Source organism: Mycolicibacterium aichiense, assembly GCF_010726245.1.
GTDB classification, from domain to species: Bacteria; Actinomycetota; Actinomycetes; order Mycobacteriales; family Mycobacteriaceae; genus Mycobacterium; species Mycobacterium aichiense.
In genome coordinates, this window is the sequence record NZ_AP022561.1 from 3,190,760 (window position 1) to 3,207,134 (window position 16,375).

General features: G+C 67.9%; 14 protein-coding genes. 2 read left to right on the plus strand and 12 right to left on the minus strand.

Translation table 11 applies throughout. The annotated features are described in order from the left end of the window. Positions 1 to 50: 50 nt before the first annotated feature. Positions 51 to 2,996 (minus strand): acyl-CoA synthetase, encoded by a 2,946-nt coding sequence (locus G6N32_RS15530; RefSeq protein WP_232077782.1) that lies wholly within the window; start codon positions 2,994 to 2,996, stop codon positions 51 to 53. A 159-nt stretch (positions 2,997 to 3,155) separates the two neighbouring features. On the opposite strand from G6N32_RS15530, the gene G6N32_RS15535 reads away from it, so the two are divergent. Both G6N32_RS15535 and G6N32_RS15540 read left to right on the plus strand, forming a co-directional pair. After that, positions 3,156 to 4,943 (plus strand): ABC-F family ATP-binding cassette domain-containing protein, encoded by a 1,788-nt coding sequence (locus tag G6N32_RS15535; RefSeq protein ID WP_115320354.1) that lies wholly within the window; start codon positions 3,156 to 3,158, stop codon positions 4,941 to 4,943. A gap of 30 nt (positions 4,944 to 4,973) precedes the next feature. Beyond that, on the plus strand, positions 4,974 to 6,287 hold the full coding sequence (locus G6N32_RS15540; RefSeq protein WP_115320355.1) for a hypothetical protein: 1,314 nt from the start codon (positions 4,974 to 4,976) through the stop codon (positions 6,285 to 6,287). Here G6N32_RS15540 and G6N32_RS15545 read toward each other — a convergent pair. The 11 genes from G6N32_RS15545 to argC are packed head-to-tail and all read right to left on the minus strand — an operon-like array spanning position 6,265 to position 16,342. Beyond that, a complete protein-coding gene (locus G6N32_RS15545) occupies positions 6,265 to 6,777 on the minus strand; it encodes a hypothetical protein (RefSeq protein ID WP_147292040.1) in 513 nt (170 codons plus the stop codon). The genes G6N32_RS15540 and G6N32_RS15545 overlap by 23 nt on opposite strands. Then, on the minus strand, positions 6,774 to 7,328 hold the full coding sequence (locus tag G6N32_RS15550) for a hypothetical protein (RefSeq protein WP_115320356.1): 555 nt from the start codon (positions 7,326 to 7,328) through the stop codon (positions 6,774 to 6,776). The genes G6N32_RS15545 and G6N32_RS15550 overlap by 4 nt, the downstream gene beginning before the upstream one ends. Then, positions 7,325 to 7,939: a hypothetical protein gene (locus G6N32_RS15555; protein ID WP_115320357.1), complete on the minus strand. Its 615-nt coding sequence runs from the start codon at positions 7,937 to 7,939 to the stop codon at positions 7,325 to 7,327. The genes G6N32_RS15550 and G6N32_RS15555 overlap by 4 nt, the downstream gene beginning before the upstream one ends. A 33-nt stretch (positions 7,940 to 7,972) precedes the next feature. After that, positions 7,973 to 9,385 (minus strand): argininosuccinate lyase, encoded by a 1,413-nt coding sequence (gene argH, locus G6N32_RS15560; RefSeq protein WP_115320358.1) that lies wholly within the window; start codon positions 9,383 to 9,385, stop codon positions 7,973 to 7,975. After that, positions 9,382 to 10,590: an argininosuccinate synthase gene (locus G6N32_RS15565; RefSeq protein ID WP_115320359.1), complete on the minus strand. Its 1,209-nt coding sequence runs from the start codon at positions 10,588 to 10,590 to the stop codon at positions 9,382 to 9,384. Before G6N32_RS15565 ends, argH begins: the two co-directional genes overlap by 4 nt. A gap of 24 nt (positions 10,591 to 10,614) precedes the next feature. After that, positions 10,615 to 11,118, minus strand: coding sequence for an arginine repressor (locus G6N32_RS15570; protein WP_172507318.1), 504 nt, complete (start codon positions 11,116 to 11,118; stop codon positions 10,615 to 10,617). After that, positions 11,097 to 12,026, minus strand: coding sequence for an ornithine carbamoyltransferase (gene argF / locus G6N32_RS15575; protein WP_115320361.1), 930 nt, complete (start codon positions 12,024 to 12,026; stop codon positions 11,097 to 11,099). Before argF ends, G6N32_RS15570 begins: the two co-directional genes overlap by 22 nt. Then, on the minus strand, positions 12,023 to 13,189 hold the full coding sequence (locus G6N32_RS15580) for an acetylornithine transaminase (RefSeq protein WP_115320362.1): 1,167 nt from the start codon (positions 13,187 to 13,189) through the stop codon (positions 12,023 to 12,025). Before G6N32_RS15580 ends, argF begins: the two co-directional genes overlap by 4 nt. Then, positions 13,186 to 14,055: an acetylglutamate kinase gene (argB, locus tag G6N32_RS15585; protein ID WP_115320363.1), complete on the minus strand. Its 870-nt coding sequence runs from the start codon at positions 14,053 to 14,055 to the stop codon at positions 13,186 to 13,188. The genes G6N32_RS15580 and argB overlap by 4 nt, the downstream gene beginning before the upstream one ends. Continuing rightward, positions 14,052 to 15,311, minus strand: a complete 1,260-nt coding sequence (gene argJ / locus G6N32_RS15590) for a bifunctional glutamate N-acetyltransferase/amino-acid acetyltransferase ArgJ (protein ID WP_115320364.1) — start codon at positions 15,309 to 15,311, stop codon at positions 14,052 to 14,054. Before argJ ends, argB begins: the two co-directional genes overlap by 4 nt. Continuing rightward, entirely contained in the window at positions 15,308 to 16,342 is a 1,035-nt protein-coding gene (argC, locus tag G6N32_RS15595) for an N-acetyl-gamma-glutamyl-phosphate reductase (RefSeq protein WP_115320365.1), read from the minus strand. Before argC ends, argJ begins: the two co-directional genes overlap by 4 nt. Positions 16,343 to 16,375 lie beyond the last annotated feature (33 nt).

Here is a 16,375-nt window from a genome sequence, read left to right on the forward strand (position 1 = left end):
ATCTGCGGTTATCGGCGAGCCTAACAGCGCCGCGCGACCTGGGCAGAGGCTCAGTTCTCGGTACCGCTCGAGTCGTCGGTACCGCAAAGCTGAGCGCGCGCCGCAGCCGTCAAACGCTTGTACTTCCCCGTATCGGGCTCCAAATGCCAGGCGTTACGCGATGCCTTCGGTATGCCGTCGGCGCGCAAAGCCGACACCGTCGGCCGGCAGGTGGCGCTGAGCGGGATCTCCGGCACCACATGCACCACGTCGGGCGCCAAGCCGACCGGCATCGACGCGAACGCGTCGGTCAGGTCCGCAGTAGTCACCGACACGCCGTCGCGCAGCGTGATCGCGGTGACAGCGACGACTCCCCCGGCCTCCTCGACGCTGTAGGTGGCGGCCAGGTCGACGGCGTTGATCCGGCTGACGGCGTCGGTGACCAACTCCGGAAACACCACACCGCGCTCGGTGCGGATCAGCAGCGGACGGTTGCCCAGCAGCCAGAAGTCGCCGTCGGCGTCGCGCCGGAACACGTACTCGGTCGAAATCCAGGTGTCGCCCGGGGCGAACACGCCACGCTTGACCGAGGCGGTCGGATCGATCGGCCCCCACGGCCGGGCCAGCAGCACACCCACCTCGTTGGGTTCGGCGACCGCGACGAACCCGCGGTCGTCCTCCAGGATCAGGTCGTCGTCGGCGTCGTAGGCAGCCAACTCGACCTGGCCGCCGCCGGGCAGCGGACGGCCCTTGCTGCCGATCTTCGCGCCGGCCACATTGGCCAAGACAGCCTGGCCATCGGTGGTGGCGAAGAACTCGACCACGTTGGCCGGGCTGAAGGCGTCGACGGTCCGCTGCCACAGGCCCGGCGGCATGCCCGAGCCGATGAACAGCCGTACCGGGTGGTTGCCACGCAACCGGAAGTCCGGGTCGTCGACAACGCTGCGCAGCATCGTCCAGGTGTAGGAGACGACCGTGACGCCGTACTGCCGGATCTCGGTGAGGAAGCGGTCCGGGTGCAGCCCGCGCGACAACGCGATGCGGGTTCCGCCGACCACCGCGCCGCCGAGGCTCACCAGTAACCCGGACTGGTGATGCAACGGAGTCAGGCAGTACACGGTGTCCCCGCGGCCCAGCGCCGCAGCAGAGGCGGTGCCGAACGCGGACAACGCCCAGCGATAGTTGGTGATCTGTTTGGGCACCAGCGCCCCGCCGACGGTGTTGAACGCGACGAACGCCAGGTCCCGCGCGAAGCCCGGGTTGGGCCGGTACCACCCCGGCAACGCGACGGCGTCCGGATCGATCTTCTCCATGTCGACGACATTGCTGTCGTCGGGCAGATTGAGGTCGCGGGTCTCGCCGCCGCCGAGAACCAGCACCTGGACCGGGAGTTTGCGGGCCGCGTCCAGGTTGCCCGGATCGGTGATGACCTCGCTGACGCCCCCGATGCGGATCGCTTCGGCGAGGTCGGCGTCGGGGGGCATCAGCACCGCGACCGCACCGAGGCGGGACAACGCGGCGATCGCCACCAGCGCCGACGGCCGGGTGTCCATGAGCACACCGACCCGTACGCCCTGCCGGACGCCGACCGATATCAGGCCGCGGACGACATTGTTGATCCGTCGGTTCACCGCCTCGTAGGTGTGCACCCGCCCGTCGTACAACAGGAACTCACCGTTGGGTGCGCCGTCGGCCTGCTCGTCGATGATGCGGCCGAGCGAAATTCTGGTGTGGTCGTTGATCTGTCCCAGCCGGGTCAGGCGCGGCAGCGTGCGGGCGGTCTCCACCGCCAGCGTGCGCATCGACTTCCTGGTGTTCACCACCGCCCCGGCCGCACCGCGCGCCAGCGACCAGGCAACTTCCGACGCCTCGGCAACGCCGTGCATCAGCCGTGCGGACAGGGCCACCCCGGACTCGTCCGGCTCGGCGTCGCTGTCCTGCATGGGCGCGATCGCCGCGGGTCGGGAATCCTGCCCGGACAGCCAGCGCACCCAGTCCGCCACCGTCGGCCACGTCGCCGTCGCCGCCTTGGATCCGACCACCAGACCGAAGTGGCCGGCGCGGATCATCACCTCGTAGACGTCGGCGCCGGGAGCGGCACGCTTGATCCCGCGCACCGAGGCGGGCTGACCGATGTCGTCGACCTCGCCGACGAACGCCAGCACCGGGCAGGTGATATCGGACAGCGTCACCAGCTGGCCGTTGATGTTGAAGCCGCCCGACATCATCCGGTTGTGCGAGATGAACTGCTTGAGCAATTCGGAGACCGCGGGGCCGGACCAGGCGATCCAGCCTTCGGAATCCAGGAAGCGTCGCTGCTGCTCGCGCGGCAGCAGCGCGTCGCGGTCATGCAGCTGCATGAGGAAGTCGATACGGGCCTTCGCGGTCTTGAGGGGGTCGAGCATCTGAAACCCGGTGCGGGCCAACCATCCCGGGATGTCGATGCGGTTGAACACGTGGTCGGCCATGAAGTCGGCGGCCACCGCACCGATGTTCGGCGGGATACCCATCGGCAGCGCGGCCAGGGTGTCGACCGGGGAGCCGAACGCGACGATGCTGGCGATGTCTTTGGTTCGCCGGTAGGCCGCGGTCTGGTAGCAGAACATGCCGCCCTGCGAATAGCCGGCCAGATGGACGCTCTGACCGGTGGTGTCCTTGACGGTGTCGATGGCCTCGTTGAGCGCGACGATGTGGTCGGTGAGGTTGCGTTCCATGCCGCCCTCCACCTCGTCGGGTGAGCCGAAGTCGATCACCCACGGGTCGATACCCGCCTCGTGCAGGATCCCCACGGCGCCGTCCTCGCGGGTGACGTCCCACATGTTCGCCGACATCATCATCGGGTGGACCATCAGGACCGGCGGCCCGGCAGGCCGCTGGCCGGGCCTGCTGTCCGGCGGAAAGTAGCGCCGGAGCTTGTACATCGGCTTGCTCTCGACGATCTGGAACGGTGAAGGCACCGCCCCGGTTTCCAGACCGCCCAGCCGCAGTACCTCGAAACCGTTCTGCGCCGTCGCCATCAGCCGTTCCACAGGCCTGGTGACCGCCGACAAATTCAGATCCACGGGTGCTCCCCTGTCCCACGTCGCTGCTGCTTGAGGCCCCGACAGCCAGCACATCATGGCATAACGCCGATCCACGTCCCGTCGGTTTGCATTCTCACCAGTAGCCTCGTGCCAGTGGCACACCTGCTCGGAGCTGAAGCCCTGCATCTGCAATTCCCGACCCAGGTGGTCTTCGACTCCGTAACCGTCGGAGTCAACGAAGGCGACCGCATCGGCATCGTCGGCCGCAACGGCGACGGCAAATCGAGCCTGTTGAGCATGCTGACCGGGCAACTGTCACCGAATTCAGGGCGGGTGACCCGTCGCACGGGCATCCACGTGGGCGCACTCGACCAGTCCGACACCCTCGACGGCGCCAGCACGGTCGGGCATGTACTGGTCGGCGATCTGGCTGATCACGAGTGGGCCGGCGACCCCAAGGTCCGTGATGTCGTCGGTGGTCTGGTCGCGGATATCGCCTGGGATGCGCTGGTGTCCACGCTGTCCGGCGGTCAGCGCCGCCGCGTCCAGCTGGCTCGGCTGCTGATGGGCGACTGGGATGTGATCGCACTCGACGAGCCGACCAACCACCTCGATGTCGAGGGCATCACCTGGCTGGCCGGGCATCTCAAGACGCGGTGGGCCCGTACCGGCGGCGGGCTGCTCGTCGTGACCCACGACCGGTGGTTCCTCGACGAGGTCGCCCTCACCACCTGGGAGGTTCACGATGGCATCGTCGAGCCGTTCGACGGCGGCTACGCCGCCTACATTCTGCAGCGGGTCGAACGGGACCGGCAGGCCGCGACGGTCGAGGCCAAGCGCCAGAACCTGATGAAGAAGGAGCTGGCGTGGTTGCGGCGCGGCGCGCCGGCGCGGACGTCCAAACCGAAGTTCCGCATCGAGGCCGCCAACCAGCTGATCGAAGACGTGCCGCCGCTGCGCAACCCGATCGAGCTCGCCAAGCTGGCGACCGCCCGGCTGGGTAAAGAGGTCGTCGACCTGCTCGACGTCGGGGTGACCTACGACGGACGACAGGTACTGCGCGATATCGAGTGGCGGATCGCGCCCGGCGAGCGCACCGGGATCCTCGGCGCGAACGGCGCCGGAAAGTCGACGCTGCTCGGCCTGATCGCGGGCACCGTCACACCCGACAGCGGCCGGGTCAAGCGCGGCAAGACCGTCAAGCTGGCAATACTCGACCAGCAGGCAGGCATCTTGGCCGGTCTCGAGGGCGACATGGTCCGGGAAGTCCTCGCCCAGCTGCAGACCGACTTCTCCGTCGACGGCAAGGACGTCACGCCGGCTCAGCTGCTGGAACGCCTGGGCTTCCGCCGCGAGCACCTGTCCGCGCGGGTCGGGGAACTCTCCGGTGGCCAACGGCGCAGGCTCCAGCTGTTGCTCACGATTCTGTCCGAGCCGAACGTGCTGATCCTCGACGAACCCACCAATGATGTCGACACCGACATGTTGGCGGCCACCGAGGATCTGCTGGACTCCTGGCCGGGCACCCTGATCGTGGTGTCCCATGACCGCTACCTGCTCGAGCGTGTCACCGATCAGCAGTACGCGATCCTCGGCGGACGACTGCGCCACCTTCCGGGCGGCGTGGACGAGTACCTGCGCCTGGCGAAGGCGCACCCCGCCGCCGCCACGCCCGGCCCGTCCAAGGGATCCGGCTCCGCGCCATCGGCCGAGGCACTGTCAGGTGCCGAATTACGCAGCGTGGAAAAGGAAATCGCGTCGTTGGACCGGGCTCTGGCCAAGTTGTCCGACCGGGTGAACGCCAAACATGTCGAACTGGCCGAGCACGACCAGTCCGACCATGTCGGCTTGAGCAAGCTGACCCAAGAGCTGCGATCGCTCGAAGGCGAGATCACAGATCTCGAGGCCCGCTGGCTCGATCTGTCGGAACGACTCGAGTGATTCAGCTGCACGCTTCGTAAGATGTCAACCATGCGCTACCTGCTGCGGCCGCTGCGCGTCTTCGCGCAGTACTGGCCGCAACTGGCCGCCCTGTACCTGCTCGGCGTGCTCGGCCGCCGCGGCGCCATCGAGTGGGCCGCCTGGGCCGGTTACGACAACCACTGGTGGGCGTCGCTGATCATGCCGCTTGCCGGGATGGCGCGGCTGGGCTCCTATGTGGCGATGTTCCTTGTGCTGCGCCCGGCTTTCCCGGTGCTCTCGGCGCGGGGGCGCAAGCCGGCGCGGCGCATCGACCTGTTCTCCACCGTCGTCGTCCCGTTCTTCGCGATCTACCTGGCATGGCAGATGTTTCGCGAGGACTGGCTGGCCTTCGAGCAACGCGCACTGCAGTACCGTGTCGGCGAATCGATGATGGCGGTTGTCAACGGTGGGCCGCCCACCGATCTGCACGCCGCCGAACTTCCGGTGGGCACAGGCACCTGGCTGCTCGTCGGCGCGGCCCTGGTGCTCCGCACGGTGCTGAGCAAGCTCAAGGATCGGTTGCCGTCCTGGCTGGTGGCGGTGCGACTGTACTTCGACGCACTCTGGGTGTTCCTGGTGCTCAGTTTCTCGGTCAACCAGGGTCTTACCCTGCTGACCAAGCCCGGCGATTGGGTCGCGCACCGGCGAGTGATGGTGTGGCTGAGCAATACCCGCGCTGAGGTGTTCTCCTACTTCTCACCGCTGGAGAAGGTATGGGATGTCGTGATGTGGGCGCTGCGTACGGTGTTCGGGGGTGCCGCAGTTCCGCTGATCTGGCTTGCCGTGGCGGGCATCGTCTACGGCGTCACCTCGTCAGGCGATTGGCGCAGCGTGCTGCAGCGCGTGGGTGGTCAGCGGGCGACCACCTGGATCGACCGCTCGGCGACCACCGGGAAGCGCCTGCAGAGGCGCGTGGGCGTGATACCGAAAGCGGTGCGCGAGAAGGTCGTCGACTACGGGGTGGATCAGGTCGGCAAGTTCCGACCCATCACCGACTCGGCGCGCATCGTGCTACACGGCGGCGTCCTGGCGTTGACGCTGTACGTGCTCGGCTACCTCGGACTGGCGTGGCTCGACATGACGGGAAGTTTCTACCGGGCACAGCTCGGCGACGGCTACCTCCTCCGGGGCGTCGCCTGGGTCATCGGCCCGCAGCCCCAGACTTTCTGGCAGGGCTTCGGCGGCACTGTGAGCCTGGTGTCGCATCTCATCGTGGAGCCGCTGCGAATCTGTTTGGTCGCAAGCACATTCGCGTACTGCGTCGAGCACATCTCGCATGATCCCGAACCCGAGGCGTCGTCTACAGCTGCAGCCGCAGCCTGATCCGGCCGTCGAGGTTCGTCACGTCGACGGCGGTGGGCACCACATCCTGGGGAAGCAGGAAACTGAATTGCACGGGACCTGGCCTGGTGCAGCGTTCAGAGACGTTGTCCGGCAGTGCAGCGGTGTAACCGCCGACGCTTTCGGCCTGCCACCGGCGGGTGCCGTCGGTGATGACACCGGTGCACAGGTCGCCGGCGGGACCGTTGGCCCGGTCGATCGACACCACCTGGAGAACAGTCCCTTCGGGTAACGGGCGAGCACTCGGGCCGGGCGTCCGGTCGAGGTGACGAACGCCCGATATCGACCAGGTTTGACCGTCGACCGTGCCGCTACGGCCCGCGGCGATCACGTGCGGTGGGGCCACCGTGTCCCGGTACCGTGACCAGTCGGGCCACAGGTCGACCACCACCAGGACCGCCAGCGCCGCCACCACGACAACCATCGCCGAGACGTTGCGCTGCCACAGTTTTCGCGGGATCGGCAGCTTCACTGTGCCCCCACTTTCGACGGTGGAACGACGATCGAACCAGGGCGCTCGATGCCCGCGAGCGGGATGTCGATCACCAACCGTGAATCGAGTCGACCGTCGCCTCCCCAGACCCGCATCACCACAGAAGGGACCGTCTTCAGCAGATCGGGCGGCACGTCGAAGGCCCAGGTGCGCTGCTGAGTGATTCCGGGTTGCACCAGGTCCGCGCCCGACAACAGCTGGGTGGTGGGCGCGTAGGTGTTGGGACCGACGAGCAGGTCGGCGTGCGGCAGCACCGGCTCCCGGGCAGCCTCGAGCCTCGTCAGCACCACCACCCACACACCTGCTGCCGCATACCGTTTCCGGGACTGCGCTGCGATGACGGTCGGGGTTATCGAGGCGTGGGTGACCGTTGCCGACAGATTCTGGCCGACGGCCCGGCTGGCGATACCCGCATGAACGTCGAACGGCCCATAGATGGTCGTGTTGACCGGAAGATGCAACCACACCAGCGTCGCCAGCGCGATGGCCACCACGGTTGCCGCAGCCACGGCCGCGGAGCGACGGCTCATTGCTTGCCCCGCACCGGAATTGTCGCCTGGCCGTACTCGGTCTCACTGTCCACCCATGTCCGCCCGTAGGTCACCATGAGCTCGGTGAACTTCTTCTTCCAGATCCGCACGGTCACGGAATCGCCCGGGCGCAGCGCGTTCTGAGGCAGTGTCCAGAGCGCGCCGACTTCCTCGGTCAGACCCGGGCCGAGGCTCGGAACGGGGCTGCCGTCGGTCACTCGGACGACACCGTAGAACCGCTTGCCCGGCTGGTCGCGCAGGTCGATCTCGTCGTTGAGATACGCCGGAACCGTGCCGTCGTTGCGGATCTTCATAACGACGCCCAGATACGTCCGGCCCGGCGTCTTCGGCGCGATGAGCGTGGTACCCGACCGCAGTTCGTCGACCAGGGTTGCGCGCTCGAGCGTGACGGTGAATGCGTTGTCGCTGAACTCGTCACCCGGTTTGAACTCGGTGACGGCGGAGTCGACGGTGTCGAGCCCGCCGAACAACGCGGTGCCGGCCAGGATGACCACGGTCACCAACTGGCCGATCTGGCTCAGGCTGAGGCCGGCCAACCAGCCACGAACGCCCCGCCGCGGCGTGGCGGCCGTATCCGGCGCTCCCCCCATACCTGGCGATCGTAGTGGGTCGCGTGCGCCGTTCTAGCGGCGCAAACGGATGCGCAGGTTCTCGACGCTCTCGCGCACCACACCGAGCTGGCTGGCCACCTGGGTCGGTGCGGTGCCGCCACGGGCGTCGCGGGAGGATACCGATCCGTCGACGGTCAGCACATCGCGCACCTCGGCGGTCAGCTCACCGCTGATCGCAGCCAGTTCCTCATCGGTGAGCTCATCAAGCCCAACCCCGCGGCCCTCGGCTGCACGCACCGCCTCGCCCGCCGCCTCGTGTGCCACCCGGAACGGCACGCCACGGCGCACCAGCCACTCGGCGACATCGGTGGCCAAGGTGTAGCCGGCCGGCGCCAACGCGGCCATCCGGTCGGTGTCGAATCGCAGGGTCGCGACCAGTCCGGCCATCGCGGGCAGCACGAGTTCGAGTTGGGCCACCGAGTCGAAGACCGGCTCTTTGTCTTCCTGCAGGTCCCGGTTGTAGGCCAGCGGCTGCGCCTTGAGGGTGGCCAGCAGGCCGGTGAGGTTGCCGATCAACCGGCCGGACTTGCCGCGGGCGAGTTCGGCGATGTCCGGGTTCTTCTTCTGCGGCATGATGGAGCTGCCGGTCGACCAGGAGTCGTGCAGCGTTACGTAACCGAATTCGGTTGTACTCCAGAGGATGATGTCTTCTGCCAGCCGGGACAGGTCGACCCCGATCATCGCCAGGACGAAGGCGGCCTCGGCGGCGAAGTCGCGAGCGGCGGTGGCGTCGATCGAATTGTCCGCTGCGGCAGCGAATCCCAGCTCCTCGGCAATGGCGTCGGGATCCAGTCCCAGCGACGAGCCGGCGAGTGCGCCCGAACCGTACGGCGACACCGCGGTGCGGTCGTCGAAGTCGGCGATGCGGTCGACATCACGCAGCAGCGGGTGCGCATGCGCCAGGAGGTGATGGGCGAGCAGCACCGGTTGCGCGGCCTGCAAATGGGTCTTGCCCGGCATGATCGCCGTCGGGTGAGCCGCGGCCTGCGTCGCCAACGCTCCCACCACTTCGAGGGCACCGTCGGCGACGCGTCGCATCGCATCGCGCAGCCACATCCGAAACAGCGTGGCCACCTGATCATTTCGCGATCGTCCCGCCCGCAGCCGGCCCCCGAGATCCGGACCGACCCGGTCGATAAGGCCGCGCTCCAGCGCCCCGTGCACATCCTCGTCGGTGACCAGCGGGGTGAAGCTTCCGTCGGCGACGTCCTGCCCCAGGCTGTCCAGGCCGGCGAGCAACCCGTCGCGCTGCTCGTCGGTCAGCAGGCCCGCGGTGTGCAGAACCTTGGCGTGCGCCTTGGAGGCGGCCACGTCATAGGGTGCCAACACCCAGTCGAAATGGGTGGACTTGCTCAGCGCCGCCAGGGCGGGCGCCGGGCCGTCGGCGAAGCGGCCGCCCCACAGCGAGCCCTCGTTGGTGCTCACGTCTGATTGCCTGCCAAGTCCCGGCGGGCTGCGATCTTCGACGACAACCCGTGGACGTGGACGAATCCCTTGGCCGACGACTGGTCGAAGGTGTCGCCCTCGTCGTAGGTGGCGAGGTTGAAGTCGTACAGCGATGTGGGGCTGCGCCGGCCGTTGACCGCGATGTGCCCGCCGTGCAACACCATCCGGATCTCGCCGGTCACGTGCTGCTGGGTGTCGGCGACGAAGGCCTCCAGGGAGCGCTTGAGCGGTGAGAACCACAGACCGTCGTACACCAATTCGCTCCACTTGCGATCGGTGGTGCGCTTGAACCGGCCCAGTTCACGCTCCAGCGTGACGTGCTCGAGTTCGGTGTGGGCGGTGATCAGCACCATCGCACCCGGGGCCTCATAGATCTCGCGGCTCTTGATGCCGACCAGCCGGTCCTCGACGACGTCGAGGCGACCGACCCCCTGGGCACCGGCCCGTCGGTTGAGCTCCTCGATGGCCTGCAGGACACTCACCGGCTTTCCGTCGATGGACACCGGCACGCCCCGCTCGAAGCCGACGATCACCTCGTCGGGGGTGCTCCAGTTCAGCGTCGGGTCTTCGGTGTAGTCGTAGACGTCCTTGGTCGGCGCGTTCCAGAGGTGTTCCAGGAAACCGGTTTCCACCGCCCGCCCCCACACGTTCTGGTCGATGGAGAACGGTGAGCGTTTGGTGACGTTGATCGGAATGGCGTTTTCCTCGGCGAACGCGATCGCCTTCTCCCGGGTCCAGGCATAGTCGCGGACCGGGGCCAGCACCTCGAGATCGGGTGCCAGCGAGGCGAATCCGACCTCGAAGCGGACCTGGTCGTTGCCCTTGCCGGTGCAGCCGTGCGCGACGATGCCCCCGCGGTGTTCACGGGCCGCCGTCACCAGATGCTTGACGATCAGCGGCCGACTGAGGGCCGACACCAGCGGGTAGCGATCCATGTACAGGGCGTTGGACTTGATCGCCGGCAGGCAGTACTGCTCGGCGAACTCGTCGCGGGCGTCGACCACGACCGCTTCGACGGCACCGCAATCGAGGGCACGCTGGCGGACGACCTCCATGTCCTCGCCGCCCTGGCCGAGGTCGATGGCCACGGCCACCACCTCTTTGCCGGTCTCCTTGCCGATCCAGCTGATGGCCACCGAGGTGTCCAGGCCGCCGGAATACGCCAAGATGACGCGTTCGGACATGAAGTGCTCCTTTGCCTTTGGGTTCTAATGAAAGGTCTCGAACATGGTGGCCAGTTGCGCGCCGGTCATCGGCTCACGGGCCACCACCAGGATGGTGTCGTCGCCGGCGACGGTGCCGACGACATCGGGCAATGCCGCCCGGTCGATCGCACTGGCCAGGTAGTGCGCCGCACCCGGCGGGGTGCGCAGCACGGCCAGATTGCCGCTGGCGTCGGTGGATACCAGTAGATCTCCGAGCAGGCGGGATACCCGCTCCGTGCCTCCGGATATCCCCCGCACCGGGCTGCCGTCCTCGGGCACGACATAGACGCCGCTACCGCCGTCGGCGCCGCGCAGCTTGACCGCGCCCAGCTCCTCGAGGTCACGCGACAACGTCGCCTGGGTGACCTCGATACCCTCGTCGGCAAGCAGCGCGGCGAGCTCGCTCTGGCTGTGTACCGACTGTGCGGACAGCAGCGCCACGATCCGGGCCTGCCGCCCGGCTCGTGTCGTGCTGACCTCGCTGGTCACTTGTGCTCCAGCAACCAGACCAGCAGCGCCTTCTGGGCGTGCAGCCGGTTCTCGGCCTCGTCCCACACCGCGCTGTGCGGACCGTCGATCACCTCGTCGGTGATCTCGTGTCCGCGGTGCGCCGGAAGACAGTGCAGCACAACGGCATCAGAGTCGGCGTGGTCGAGCAGGCCGGCGTTGAGCTGGAAGGGCCGGAACGGCACCACCCGGTCGAGGCCGTCGTTCTCCTGCCCCATCGACGTCCAGGTGTCGGTGACCAGGACGTCGGCGCCCTTCGCACCGGCGACCGCATCGGTGGTCAGCGTCACCGTGGCCCCGGTCTGCCTGCCGCGATGTTCGGCGGCCGCCACGAACATCGGGTGCGGCTCGAATCCGGCCGGCGCGGCGATCGTGACGTGGATGCCCGCGGTCACCCCGCCGAGCATCAGCGAGTGCGCCATGTTGTTGGCGCCGTCGCCGAAGTAGGTCATCCGCAGGCCGTTCAGCGAACCCTTGCGTTCGACCAGCGTCTGCAGGTCGGCCAGCACTTGGCAGGGGTGGAACTCGTCCGAGAGCGCGTTGACCACGGGAACCGTTGCCGCGGAGGCCATCGCGTTCAGCCGCTGCTGGGCGAACGTGCGCCAGACGATCGCGTCGACGTAGCGGGACAGCACCCGGCCGGTGTCCTCGAGGGTCTCTTCGCGACCCAACTGGGTGGCACGGCCATCGACGACGACGGCGTGCCCGCCGAGCTGGGCGATGCCCACCTCGAACGAGAACCGGGTCCGGGTGGAGTTCTTGTCGAAGATCACCGCCACGCCACGCGGACCCTCCAGCGGGCGCCGGCTCATCGGCTCTTTCTTGAGAACGGCTGCCAATTGCAGGATCTCGGCCTGCTCCTGCTGGTTCAGGTCGTCGTCACGCAGGAAATGCCTCAGGGTGCTCATCGGGCCGCCTCATCCAGGATCGCGGGTAGTGCGTGCAGGAAACTGTCGATCTGCGCCTCGGTGATGATCAGCGGCGGGGCGAGTCGCACCACGTCGGGTGCCGCGGCATTGACCAGGAAACCGGCGTCGCGGGCGGCGGTTTCGACGATCTTGCCGTGCGGCGCGGTCAGCACGACACCGCGCAGCAGGCCGCGCCCCCGGACATGGTCGACCAGCGGGTGGCCCAGCGCCTCGATGCCGTGGCTCAGCGTCTTGCCCAGGACGTCGGCGCGGGTGACCAGGTCGTCTTGGGCAAGCACTCTGAGCACCGCCAGCGCCGCCGCGGTACACACCGGGTTTCCTCCGAAGGTGCTGCCGTGCAGTCCCGGGGTCAACAGGTCGGCGGTCGGTCCGATCGCCAGGCAGGCGCCGATCGGGAGCCCACCGCCGAGTCCCTTTGCCAGCGTGACGATATCGGGCGTGATGCCGTCGTGCTGGTGGGCGAAGAATGCGCCGGTGCGCCCGACCCCGGTCTGCACCTCGTCGAGCACAAGCAGCGCTCCGTGGCGGCTGGTGATCTCCCGCGCGGCGACCAGATAACCCTCGGGCGGCACCACCACACCCCCCTCACCCATGATGGGTTCGAGGAACACCGCCGCGGTATCCGAATCGACAGCTGCTGCGAGCGCCTCGACGTCGCCGTAGGGCACATGAGTGACGAAGCCGGGCAGCGGTTCGAACGGTGCCTGCTTGGTCGGCTGACCGGTCAACGCGAGCGAGCCCATGGTGCGGCCGTGGAAGGCATTCTGGGCGGCAACGAGTTTCGTGCGACCGGTCAGCCTGGTGATCTTGAAGGCCACCTCGTTGGCCTCGGTACCGGAGTTGCAGAAGAACGCCCGGGCAGGCGCGCCGAGCTGGTCGACCAGTGCTTCGGCCAACGCGATGCCCGGCTCGGTGGCATACAGGTTCGAGGTGTGGCCCAACGTGTTGAGCTGGGTGGTGACCGCGTCGATGATCGCGGGATGACGGTGGCCGAGGATGTTGACCGCGATGCCGCCGAGCAGATCGAGGTAGGTCTTGCCGTTCTCATCGGTGACGACGGCGCCGTCACCGCCGGCCAATGCCAGCGGCGGGGTGCCGTAGTTGTCCATCATGACGTCGGACCAACGCTCTATCAGTGTCATGGAACCACTTTCGTGCCGGTGCCTTCATCGGTGAACAGTTCGACCAGGACACAGTGTTCGACGCGACCGTCGATGACGTGCGCGCTGGGGACCCCGCCCTCGACGGCCCGCAGGCAGGCCTCGATCTTCGGGATCATTCCGGTCTCCAGGTTCGGCAGCATCTCGGCCAGGGTCGCGGTGTCGATCTGGCTGACCAGCGAATCCCGGTCGGGCCACCGAGTGTAGAGGCCTTCGACGTCGGTGAGCATCAGCAGCTTCTCGGCGCCAAGCGCCTCGGCGACGGCTGCGGCGGCGGTGTCCGCGTTGATGTTGTGCACGACGCCGTCGACGTCCGGGGCGATCGTGGAGATCACCGGAATACGGCCGGCCGCAATGAGATCCAGTACTGCCGCGGCGTTGACGTGGTCGATGTCGCCCACCAGTCCGATGTCGGTGGCCACCCCGTCGACGGTGACGCCGCGCCGCACGGCGGTGAACAGATGCGCGTCCTCTCCCGTGATGCCGACCGCGTACGGGCCGTGGGCGTTGATCAGGTTCACCAGCTCACGCCCGACCTGACCGAACAGCACCATCCGGGCGACGTCGAGCACCTCCGGCGTCGTGACCCGGAACCCGCCCTTGAATTCACCTTCGATGCCGAGCTTCTTGAGCATCGCACTGATCTGCGGACCACCACCGTGCACCACGACCGGGTGAATACCGACATTGCGCAGGAACACCATGTCGTCGGCGAACGCGGCCTTGAGCCGGTCGTCTGTCATGGCGTTGCCGCCGTACTTGATGACGACGATCTTGTCGTTCAGCTGCTTGAGCCACGGCAGTGCCTCGGCGAGGACCGCCGCTTTGGTGTTCACGGTCGCGGTCATGAGCTGTAGGCCGAATTTTCCTCGACGTACGCGTGGGACAGATCGGTGGTGCGAATGGTCGCTTGCCCGTCGCCGAGCTTGAGATCGACCGTCACCTCGATGTCCGCGCCTGAGAGGTCCACATCGCGAGCTCCTTGCGCGCCGGCGCCGTCGACGCACACCGGGAAACCGTTGAATGACACGGTGATCCGCTGGGCGTCGATCTCGAACGGCACCATTCCGACCGCGGCCAGCACCCGTCCCCAGTTCGGATCGGAACCGAACAACGCCGTCTTGACCAGGCTGTCGCGCGCGATGATCCGGCCCGCGGTCACCGCGTCGTCGTCACTCGGCGCCCCGGTGACGGTGATCGCGATGCGCTTGGTGACACCTTCGGCATCGGCCTGCAATTGCGCGCAGAGGTCGTCGCATACCCGAAGCACGGCCGCGTCCAAATCGTCCTGGCTGGGCGCGATCTCACTGGCACCGGAGGCCAGCAGCAGCACCGTGTCGTTGGTCGAGCAGCTGCCATCGACGTCGAGGCGGTCGAAGGTCTTGGCGGTCGCGCGGCGCAATGCGGTGTCCAGCGCTGTGGCGTCGGCTACCGCGTCGGTGGTCAGCACCACCAGCATCGTCGCCAGCGACGGGGCCAGCATGCCCGCGCCCTTGGCCATCCCGCCCACGGTCCAGTTCTCCCCCGTTTCCGGGGCGTGATGCAGGGCAACCTGTTTCGGCACGGTATCGGTGGTCATGATGGCGCGCGCGGCTTCCTCACCGCCGGTCAGCCCACCGCCGAGTTCCTGGACGATCTCGGTGACACCGGCCAGCACCTTGTCCATCGGTAGCCGATCGCCGATCAGACCCGTCGAACAGACCGCGACCTCGATCGGTCCGGTCTCGGTGCCCCACTGCGACAGCGCCGCGGCGACCGCCTCGGCGGTGGCGTGGGTGTCCTGGAAGCCACCCGCACCGGTGCAGGCGTTGGCGCCACCGGAATTCAGCAGCACCGCGCGCAGCCGGCCGGTGGTGAGCACCTGCTGGCTCCACAGCACCGGGGCGGCCTTGACCTGATTGCGGGTGAACACACCCGCGGCCCCGTAGTCGGGGCCTTCGTTGAACACCAGGGCGAGGTCGAGGTTGCCGGAGGCCTTGATGCCGGCGGCGATCCCGGTGGCGCGGAACCCCGCAGGCGCGGTAACCCCCTGGGTGCGAACAAGTTTGGTCTGATCCGCGGTGCCCGTTCCCAGGTCGCTCCGCTCCTGCCCTCCGATTGTCATGGCGCCACTCCCACGATCGACAGTCCTTCGGTCTCGCCCCAGCCGAGCGCCAGGTTCATCGACTGCACCGCCGCCCCGGCGGTGCCCTTCACCAGGTTGTCGATGGCGCACACCGCGACCAGCACGCCGGCGTCGGCGTCGACCGCCACCGCCAGCTGAGCGGCGTTGCTGCCGATCACCGCCCCGGTGCGGGGCAGTTGGCCTTCGGGCAGCAGGTGGATGAACGGTTCGGCGTCATAAGCCTTTTCGTACGCCGCGCGAATCTCGGACGCCGACGCCTTGGTGCGGGCGGTGCAGGTGGCCAGAATGCCGCGGGACGTGGGGATCAACACCGGAGTGAACGAGACCGTCACAGCGCGGTCGGTCACCGCGCGCAGACCCTGCGCGATCTCCGGGGTGTGCCGGTGCGCACCGGCGATGTTGTACGCCCGCGCCGAACCGATGACCTCGGAGCCCAGCAGGTCGACCTTGGCCGCGCGGCCCGCTCCGGAGGTGCCGCTGACTGCCACCACGGTGACCGCGGGCTCGACCAGGTCCGCGGCGACCGCGGGCAGCAACGCCAGCAGCGCCGCGGTCGGATAGCAGCCGGGTACGGCGATCCGGGTGGCGCCCCGCAGCCGGTCCCGGCCGCCGGGTAGTTCGGGCAGCCCGTAGGGCCAGCTACCCGCATGCTCCGACCCGTAGAACCGCTGCCAGTCATCGGCGTCGGTGAGCCGGAAGTCGGCGCCGCAGTCGATGATCACGGTGCCATCGCCGAGCTGCTCGGCCAGCGCCGCCGAGTGGCCGTGCGGAAGGGCCAGGAACACCACGTCGTGGCCCGCCAGGATCTCGGTCTCGGTGGGCTCGAGTACCCGGCCGGCCAGCGGCAACAGGTGCGGGTGATGTTCTCCCAGCTGCGTGCCTGCGCTGGCGGCGGCGGTCAGCGCTCCGATGGTCAGCCGGCCGTCCGCGTACGCCGGATGTCCGAGCAGCAAGCGCAGGATCTCACCGCCGGCGTAACCACTGGCGCCGGCAATCGCCACCGAAGTCATCCCATAATTCTGCATGGTTATGCAAACGTATGC